Here is a 9,163-nt window from a genome sequence, read left to right as displayed (position 1 = left end):
GGAGTGAGGGAACGCCGAGCCCCAGCGAGGCGCCGACAGGCGGGGCAGAGCCCTTTGCTTACTTTGGGGCTTTTCCAAAGTGAGCCGCTGTAAGAGCGGAACCATAGGTGGCCGTTACCTAAATAACGGATATACACACCACACCACCACTCAAATCCTACGTCTACGCCCCAACTGCGGAATCCCCAAAGCAGGCACCACCTCCACCCGCTCCACCCGCTTCCCAACCACCCCCGCCAACCCCACCACCGTCGGCTGACTGAACAACGACCGGGCATCCACCTCCAACCCCGCCTTACGCAGCCGCGCCACCACCCCCACGGCCAACAACGAATGCCCCCCCAACTCAAAGAAATGATCCTGACGCCCCACCCGATCCAGCTTCAGCACCTGCGCCCAAACCCCAGCAATCACCGTCTCCACCTCCCCCTGAGGCGGTTCATAGGCGCGACTCAACACCGCCTCCACCCCAGGCTCCGGCAACCCCTTGCGATCCAGCTTCCCCGCCGGATTAAGCGGCCACACCTCCACCCGCACAAACGCCGAAGGCACCATGTACTCAGGCAACCCCTCCACCATGTAACTGCGCAACGCCTCAAGCCCCGGCACCGCATCACGAACAGTGAAATACGCCACCAACCGCTCATCCCGAATCAACACCGCCACCTCGCGCAATGCAGGATGCGCCGCCAACCGTGCCTCAACCTCCCCCAGCTCCAGCCGCACCCCACGCAGCTTCACCTGAAAGTCATTGCGCCCCAGAAACTCCAGATTCCCGTCCGGCAAATACCGCACCAGATCCCCCGTGCGATACAACCGATCCCCCGCCACAAACGGGCTATCGATAAACCGCTCCGCCGTCATCTGCTCCAACCCCAGATACCCGCGAGCCACGCCCACCCCGCCGATATGCAACTGCCCACTACACCCCAGCGGCACCGGCCGATCATGCTCATCCAATACGTAAAGACGGGTATTACTGATGGCCCGCCCAATCGGCAACTGCAACCCCGGCACCGGCGCACCCGGCTCCAGCGTCCAGGCACTGCTGTCCACCGTCGCCTCGGTCGGTCCGTAGACGTTATGCAAGCGCACCTTGGGCAATCGCGCCTGAACCCCACGGGCCAAGGCCTCTGTCAGCTCCCCACCACCGCATAAAACGTCGGTAAGGCTGGTACAAAGCGCAGACTCCTCCAGCTCCAGAAACTGCTGCAACATCGCCGGCACAAACTTGATCACGCTGACCTGTTGCTCACGAATCACCTGCGCCAGGTACGCCGGTTCACGGTGCCCATCGGGACGCGCCAGGACCAGGCGCATGCCATTGGTCAGCGGCCAGAACAGCTCCCACACCGAACCGTCAAAACTGAACGGCGCCCGCTGCAACAACGCGCCACCCTCGGCATTCGGGCACAGTTGCGAGCCCCAGTGCATCAGGTTGCCCAGGCCCCGATGCTCGATCATCACGCCCTTGGGCGTGCCGGTGGAGCCGGAGGTGTACATCACGTACGCCAGGTTGCGCACGCTCAGCCCCGGCACTCGCGGGTTGCCTTCAGGCGCCTGCTGCCAGGCGCCGTGGTCGAGGTCGATCACCGGTATCGACACCTCCCCCGGCAAATCCCGGGTCGCGCCGTGTACCAGCAAGGCGACCGGCGCGCTGTCTTGCAGCATGTAGGCGAGACGCTCGCGAGGGTAGCCCGGGTCCAACGGTACATAAGCGCCCCCCGCCTTGAGGATGGCCAGCAAGCCCACCACCAGGTCCAACCCGCGCTCGACACACAAGGCCACCCGCGAATCCGGCTGCACGCCGCGCTCGCGCAGGTGATAGGCCAGGCGGTTGGCGCGCTCGTTGAGCTGGCGGTAAGTCAGTTGCTGCTCACCGGCCTGCACCGCCACCGCGTGAGGTGTGTGCCGGGCATGGGCTTCGAACAGGGCGTGGACGGTCTGGTCCACGGGGTAGTCGGTTTCGCTGGCGTTGAAGTCCACCAGTTGCTGTTGCAGTTCGGTCGCGGGCAGCACCTGCACATCGAACAGCGGCGCCTCGGGCGTCTCCACCAATCCCGCCAGCACCGTGCCAAGGTAGTCCAGCAGGCGCTGGGCACCGACCTTGCGGGGCGCCTTGGCCTTGAGCCGGAAACCGCTGGCCAGGTCGTCCACCGTCAGCATCAGTGGGTAGCTGAGGATGTCTTCGCTGCTCAGCAATTCGATGCCGGGCTGCAGCACCTCGAGTGCCTCGACCGAGACATGCCGGTAATTCAGCAGGCTGTTGAACAGCGGTGTGACGCCGCTGCAACGCTGGGCCAACGCCAGGGACGCTTGCTCGTGGGCGAGCAAGGCGCTGAGTTGCTGCTGCGTCTGCCTGATCGCCTCGCGCACCGTCACCCCGGCCAGGCGTACCCGCAGTGGCAAGGTGTTGATGAACATGCCCAGGGCACGGTCCGCGCCCTCACCGGCCTGCAGGCGTCCCAGCAGAACCGTACCGAACACCACATCGTCACGGCCCGAGACGCGACCCAGTACCTGGGCCCACGCCAGATGAAACAGGCTCGCCGCGCTGACACCCAAGGTGCGGGCCTGCTCGCGCAACAACTGGCCGAGTGCGTCGGGAAGCAGCACGTCGGCTTCCTCGGTGTCACGGCGATCCGCCTGGCGTTCCTGTAAACCGAAGGCCAGGGTCGGCTCGTCGACATCCGCCAGCCGCTCGCGAAAGAACGCTTCGTGCCCGGCCTGGCGTTCCGCTGACCGGGCCTGGGCGACCACGTTGCGATAGGGCACCGGCGCCGGCAATTGCTGTTGCTGGCCAAGCAGATGAGCCTGGATTTCCGCCATCAGTACTTGCGTCGATGTGGCGTCGTTCACCAGGTGATGGAAACGCAGCATGCCCACCCAACGGCGGTTCTGCCGGTCTTCGGCGTAATCCAGGGCCATCAGCGGCGCCTTGCGCAAGTCCAGTGGCCGCTGGCGTTCGCGCAGTTGTTCGAGAATTGAGTCCCCCTGGAGGGCCACCGGTTGCACGTCCAGAATCGCCTTGCGCCACACCACTTGCATCGGTTGTTCGAGGGCATCCCACGCCAGGCTGGTGCGCAGGATGTCATGGCGGTCGATCACCTGTTGCAGCGCCTGGGCGAACGCTTCCAGCTGTTCACGGCGGGCAAAGCTGAACATCGCGTGTTGCTGGTACGGATCGCGCTCGTCGGTGATGTGGTGATACAGCAGGCCTTCCTGCAACGGCGCCAGCGGGTAGATCTCCTGCACATTGGCGGCGCCGCCGGGGATCGCGGCGACGATGCGTTCTATCGTCGGCGGGTCCAGTTCGGCCAGCGCCAGCAGGTCCGGAGTAATCAATTGGCAACCTGCCGGAACACGGTTGGCCGGCACCTCAAGCTCGGTGCCCTGGCCGACCGCTGCCGCCAGTGCGGCCAGGGTCGGCTGGCCGAACAGCACCTGCACGTCGGCCTGCAACCCGACCTGGCGCATGTGCTGCACCAACTGGACCGCCAACAGCGAATGGCCGCCCAACTCGAAGAAATGGTCATGCCGCCCTACTTGCTCGACGTGCAGCACGTCGGCCCAGATCTGCGCCAGGGCGATTTCCGTAGCACCTTCTGGGGCCTCGTAGACTCGACTGATAAATGCATCGGCACCGGGTGCCGGCAAGGCCTTGCGGTCGAGTTTGCCGTTGGCCGTCAGGGGCAGCGCGTCCAGCTTTACGTAGGCCTGCGGCACCATGTAATCCGGCAAGCGTGATTTAAGATGGGCGCGAAGCGCTTCAATCGCTACCGGCGCATGCTCGGTGAACCAGGCCAACAGCTGCCCCTCGCGTACCAGCACCACCGCTTCGGTGACCCCTTCATGACCCGCCAGGGCGGACTCGATTTCCCCCGGCTCGATACGCACGCCGCGAATTTTTACCTGGTCGTCGTTGCGGCCCAAATATTCAATATTCCCATCCGGCAGCCAACGCGCCAGGTCGCCGGTGCGGTACATGCGGCCTGGGTTGAATGGGTCATCAAGGAAGCGCTCTGCGGTCATGTCCGGGCGGTTCAAATAGCCCCGCGCCACGCCTTTCCCGCCGACGTACAACTCGCCTGCAGTACCGATGGGCACCGGCCGCTGTTGCTCATCCAGCAGGTAGACCGCGGCATTCGCGATGGGTTTGCCGATGTGCAGCGCCTGCCCGGCCTCAACGAGGCCCGAGGTGGCAACCACGGTGGCTTCAGTGGGACCGTAGTTGTTGATCACCGCGAAACTGCGCGCCTGGTTGAACTGGCGCAGGCGGTCGCCACCGATCAGCAGCGTGCGCAAAGTCGGGTGTTCGATATTCTGGCTGAACGCATACTCGGCCACCGGCGTGGGCAGGAAGCATACGTCCAGCGGTTGCGCGCGCCACCAGGCCAGCAGCGCGTCGATGTCTTCGGCGCCGTCGTGGGCCGGCGGCAAGTGCAAGGTCGCGCCCACGCACAGCGCTGGCCAGACCTCCCAGGCCATGGCGTCAAACCCGAAACCGGCAACGCTGGCGGTATGGCTGCCCGCGTGCAAATCGAAGGCCTGACAATGCCAGTCCACCAGGTTGGCCACGGTGTGGTGCTCCACCATCACGCCCTTGGGCAGGCCGGTGGAGCCCGAGGTGTAGATCACATAAGCGAGGTTGGCGGGTGTCATCGCCACTTGCGGGTTGCGCGCCAACTGCGCCGTGGCGTGATCCAGATTGATGACCGGCACGCTCAATACCGGTAGACGCTCGAGCAAATCCGTCTGCGTCAGCACCGCCACCGGCGCGCTGTCATCGAGCAGGTAGTGCAGGCGCTCGGCAGGATGGGCCGGGTCCACCGGAACGTAACAGGCGCCGGACTTGAGAATCCCCAGCAAGCCCACCAGCGTCTCCAGGCCGCGCCGGGCGACGATCGCCACACGGTCGTCGGGCTTTACCCCGAGCACCAATAGCTGCCGCGCCAGGGCATTGGCCCGTTGATTCAATTGGTCATACGTCAATCGCTGCCCCTGATACACCGCCGCCACCGCATGCGGGGTCACCGCGGCCTGGGCCTCGACGCGCCCATGCAGGGTTTGCGCTGCGGGATAGGCCTGGGCGGTGGCGTTCCAGCGTTGCAACTGCGCGGTTTCCTCGGGCGTTATCAGCGAGAAGTCAGCCAGGGGCAGCGCGGTGTTTTCCAGCCCCTGCTCCAGCACATACACCAGGCGATCGGCCAGGGCCTGCACCTCGTGTGCCTGGAAGTACGCCTCGTTGTAGACGCAGTGCAGGCACGCCGTGTCGTGGTAGCGATTGCTGCGCAAGTGAATCGCCAGCGGCAACGGCTCATGGTGATTGGACACCTTGATCGCCCGGGCCGATGCCTGGCCGTAGCGAAATTCATGGTCGTCCTGCTCATAGGACACCGACAGGTCGAACAGTTGGCCGCGGTCGGCGCGCAGCAAACCCAGCTCGCGATTCATCTCGCTCAGCGGGAAACGTTGATGTCGGAAATCCTGCTGGAGCTGGTCGCGCACGCCACGCACCAGGGCGCTGAAAGGCAGGTCGTCGCTGAACTGCAAGCGCACGGCACTGACCTGGGTGAAAAGCCCCAGGGTCGAACGAAAGCGTGCATTGGAACGGTTGAGTATCGGCAGCCCCACCACCCACTCCTGGCGCTGGCCGGTGCGGCTGAAGTACAGGTACATCGCCGCCAATAACACATGGAACGCCGACGCCTGGTAATGGTTCGCCGCCCGCGCCATGCGATTGAGCAGCGCCGCCGGAAACGGTGCTACCAGGGTGTTGCTCGGCGCATCGCCCTTGGCCTGGTAACGGCGCGTCAGCAGCGGCTCTGGCAGCGCCTGGTATTTGTCCAGCCAGTAGCTGCGGTCCCGGGCGTAACGGGCCGACTCGCGATAGCGTTCATCGTTGTCGATGAAGTCGATATAGGACGGCGCCGACAGGTCCGGTTGTCGGCCCTGCTCCAGGGCGCTGTAGATCCCGGCAAGGGATTGCAGCATCTGGCCAAAGCCCCAGCCATCGAGAATCAGGTGGTGAGCCTGGGTGCCGAGGCGGTAATGCTGGTCATCGAGCTTGACCAGGAAGAAGCGGAACAACGGCTCGTCGACCAGCGCATAGGTTCGCGCCATCTGCGCCTGCAACAAGGCCTCGGCGGCCGCGCGGGGATCCGGCTGGCGCGAGACGTCATGCTGCGGCACCGATACCGCCATGGCCTCGGCAAACGCCTGCCGTGGCAAGCCATCGGCCGCCACTTGCAACACCGTACGCAATGCGTCGTGCTTGGCCACCAGGTGCTCGATGGCTCGCTGGATCAATGCGGGATTCACGGTGCCCGTGAGTTCGATATAACCCCCGATGTTGTACAGCGGCGAGTCACCGAGGCGCAGTTGGTCGAGCCAGATATCCCGCTGGGCGGCGGTCAGGGGGAAATACGTCATAAGATCCTTCTCATGTGAGGTGTCGATAAGGCGCACAACGCCCCATTGAGGCGAAATCAACGGGATTTAAGCATCGCCCCGGAGGGCCGTATGTCACCCGAAACCCGGACAGCCCGGGTACCGCGCCGGGGTTGGCTGATGGTTCAGTGCTGAAACGATTAAATGGATGTAGGAGATTGGCTACATCTGGCCGATGCCATACAGCCGGGCATGTCGAGAAAATTGAGTAAATATGTTTTATATCAACTAGTTAACAAACTCTAAAATCCTTTTACCCTGCAGCTTCAGCCTATATCCCTGTCGGAAATGACGAAATAATGGCGCGCTTTTTATGGCAGGTTGTGTCCCTCGTTTCCGCTACATACGTAGGACAAATCCACGTGGCTAAATGAAGCCTCGAGCACCGACCCAGGTTCAAGGAGAACGGGAGGCCTGCACACGTACGGGCAACCGTTGACGGTTTTCGACATCAAGGATGAGATGGCTATGAGTCTGACCAGCAGTATTCGGAATATGGAAAATCCGCATTTTTATTTCGAGTTGGGAGAGTTGATTTCAAGCACCGGCACTGAACACTTCGCAGCGAACATGCTGCAACTGGTCAACAAGCTGGTACCGGTTCACTTGGTGGACCTCAGTGAATGGACCCTCGACGAGCACCAGGCCTGCGTGCTCGATATCAAGTTACTTGGCAGCGACGGGTTGAAGCAGGACCTGCCGCCACCGCGCACCCTGCATCACCGCGACGATCATCCGCTGCTGAAAAAAATGCTCGGCATGAACGACCCGCTGTTGATCCAGATGAATGCCAAGGCCGACAGCACCCACACCCGCGGCACCTCCCATCAGTGCAACCTGGTATCGCGCCAGGCCAATCGGCGCTGCGTGATTTCGTTCTACCGGCCCCACACCCAACGCGCCTTTTCCCTGGCGCAGTTGTCGTTTCTCAAGAGCCTTTCGGAAACCTTGCTGCCGTTGATCGAGCGCCACGCGCAGATCAATCGACAGGCCCCGCCGGTAGCGCCCGAGCCCTCTAAAACTCCGTTGGAGCAGTCGCAATTGCAGCGCGAATTCTATAAACGCCTGTCACTCAGTGACATCACCTTATCGGCGCGGGAACAGGAGGTTTGCCTGGGGTTGTTGACCGGCGGAACCGTACCGCAGATGGCCGAGAAACTCAGCGTGAAAAACAGCTCCATCGAAACCTACCTCAAGCGCGCGGCGGCCAAACTGGGCGTGAGTGGCCGGCATGGCCTGGCCAAATGGATGGTTGGCGCGTGATGAAAAAACTGATGCTCGGCGTGGCGTGTGTGCTTGGCGGGTGTTCGTTGATCCCGGACTATCGGCGGCCCGAGGCACCGACCCCGGCGCACTACCCGGTGTATAACGCGGACCGGGTGGGGCCATCGGCCGCCGGGCCTGACTGGCAACAGTTGTTCCGTGACCCGGTGATGCGGCAGTTGATTGGCCAGGCCCTGGTGAATAACCGTGACCTGCGGGTGGCGGCGCTGAATGTCGAAGCGTTCCAGGCGCAGTACCGCATCCAGCGTGCCGACCTGTTCCCGGCGGTGTCTGCCACGGGTGCCGAAAACCGCCAGAAAGTCCCGCGGCGCGCCACTACCACCGGCAAGTCTGCGATCACCTCTACCTATTCGGCGACATTGGGCGTCAGCGCCTACGAGCTGGATTTTTTCGGCCGTGTACGCAGCCTCAGTGAGCAGGCGATGCTGCAATACCTGGCCACTGAAGAAGCTCGGCGCAGCGCGCAACTGAGCCTGGTGGCCAACGTCGCCAACGCTTACCTGACCTGGCGCGCCGACCAGGAACTGCTGGCCCTGGCCCGGCAGACGCTGGCCTCGGACGAGCACAGCCTGCGTCTGACGTCGCGCAGTAAAACGGCGGGCAAGGCGACGTCGATCGATGTGATCCAGGCCCGGACCAGCGTCGAAAGTACCCGGGCAAGCATTGCGCGCTACCAGCGGCAGGTGGCCCAGGACCTCAACAGCCTGGCGTTGCTGGTGGGTGGGCCGGTGCCGGATTCTTTGCCGGCACAGCCGCTGTCCGACGACCTGGTAGCCCGGGTGCCGGCCGGGTTGCCGTCGGACCTGCTGCAACGGCGGCCGGATATTGTGCAGGCCGAGTATCAGCTTCAGGCGGCCAACGCGAATATTGGCGCGGCGCGGGCGGCGTTTTTTCCTTCGGTTACGCTGACGGCCAACGCGGGCACCTCGAGTAAGGATCTGTCGGGATTGTTCCAGGGGGGCTCGGGGAGTTGGGGGTTCCAGCCGCAGATCAATCTGCCGATCTTCAATGCGGGCAGCCTGCGGGCCAGCCTGGATTACGCGAAGATTCAGAAGAACATTTATGTCGCGCAGTATGAGAAGTCGATTCAGACCGCGTTCCAGGAAGTCTCGGACGGGCTGGCGGCGCGTCAAACGTATAACGAGCAACTGGCGGCGCAGCGGGATTTTGTTCGGGCCAACCAGACGTATTACGACCTGGCTCAGCACCGGTATCGCAGTGGGGTGGACAGTAATCTGGTGTTTCTGGATGCGCAGCGGTCGTTGTTCAGTTCGCAGCAGGCGTTGATTGTTGATCGGTTGGCGCAGTTGGTGGCGGAGGTGAATTTGTATACGGCGTTGGGTGGGGGGTGGGAGGGTGATTCTGCTGGGGGTGGGGGTGGGGGCATATCCGCTTCTTCGGTCACGGCGGCTTATGGTTCCGCTCTTAC

General features: G+C 63.3%; 3 protein-coding genes. 2 read left to right on the top strand and 1 reads right to left on the bottom strand.

Annotated elements, in window-relative coordinates; translation table 11 throughout:
• Positions 1–150: 150 nt before the first annotated feature.
• On the bottom strand, positions 151–6,432 hold the full coding sequence (locus HX821_RS24555) for a non-ribosomal peptide synthetase (RefSeq protein WP_177036615.1): 6,282 nt from the start codon (positions 6,430–6,432) through the stop codon (positions 151–153).
• A gap of 486 nt (positions 6,433–6,918) precedes the next feature.
• On the opposite strand from HX821_RS24555, the gene HX821_RS24550 reads away from it, so the two are divergent.
• Together HX821_RS24550 and HX821_RS24545 are read left to right on the top strand one after the other, a co-directional pair.
• Positions 6,919–7,713, top strand: a complete 795-nt coding sequence (locus tag HX821_RS24550; protein ID WP_008430236.1) for a helix-turn-helix transcriptional regulator — start codon at positions 6,919–6,921, stop codon at positions 7,711–7,713.
• The coding region (locus HX821_RS24545) for an efflux transporter outer membrane subunit (protein WP_256349005.1) at positions 7,713–9,163 on the top strand (1,451 nt) is incomplete at its 3' end. The genes HX821_RS24550 and HX821_RS24545, both read left to right, overlap by 1 nt.

Source organism: Pseudomonas sp. B6001, from assembly GCF_013386015.1.
In the GTDB taxonomy this organism is placed as follows: Bacteria; Pseudomonadota; Gammaproteobacteria; order Pseudomonadales; family Pseudomonadaceae; genus Aquipseudomonas.
This window is presented reverse-complemented; position numbering and strand designations above follow the sequence as displayed.

Coding starts and splice junctions, on each gene's coding strand:
- HX821_RS24555 (WP_177036615.1), bottom strand. CDS start 6,432: ATGACGTATTTCCCCCTGACCGCCGCCCAGCGGGATATCTGGCTCGAC.
- HX821_RS24550 (WP_008430236.1), top strand. CDS start 6,919: ATGAGTCTGACCAGCAGTATTCGGAATATGGAAAATCCGCATTTTTAT.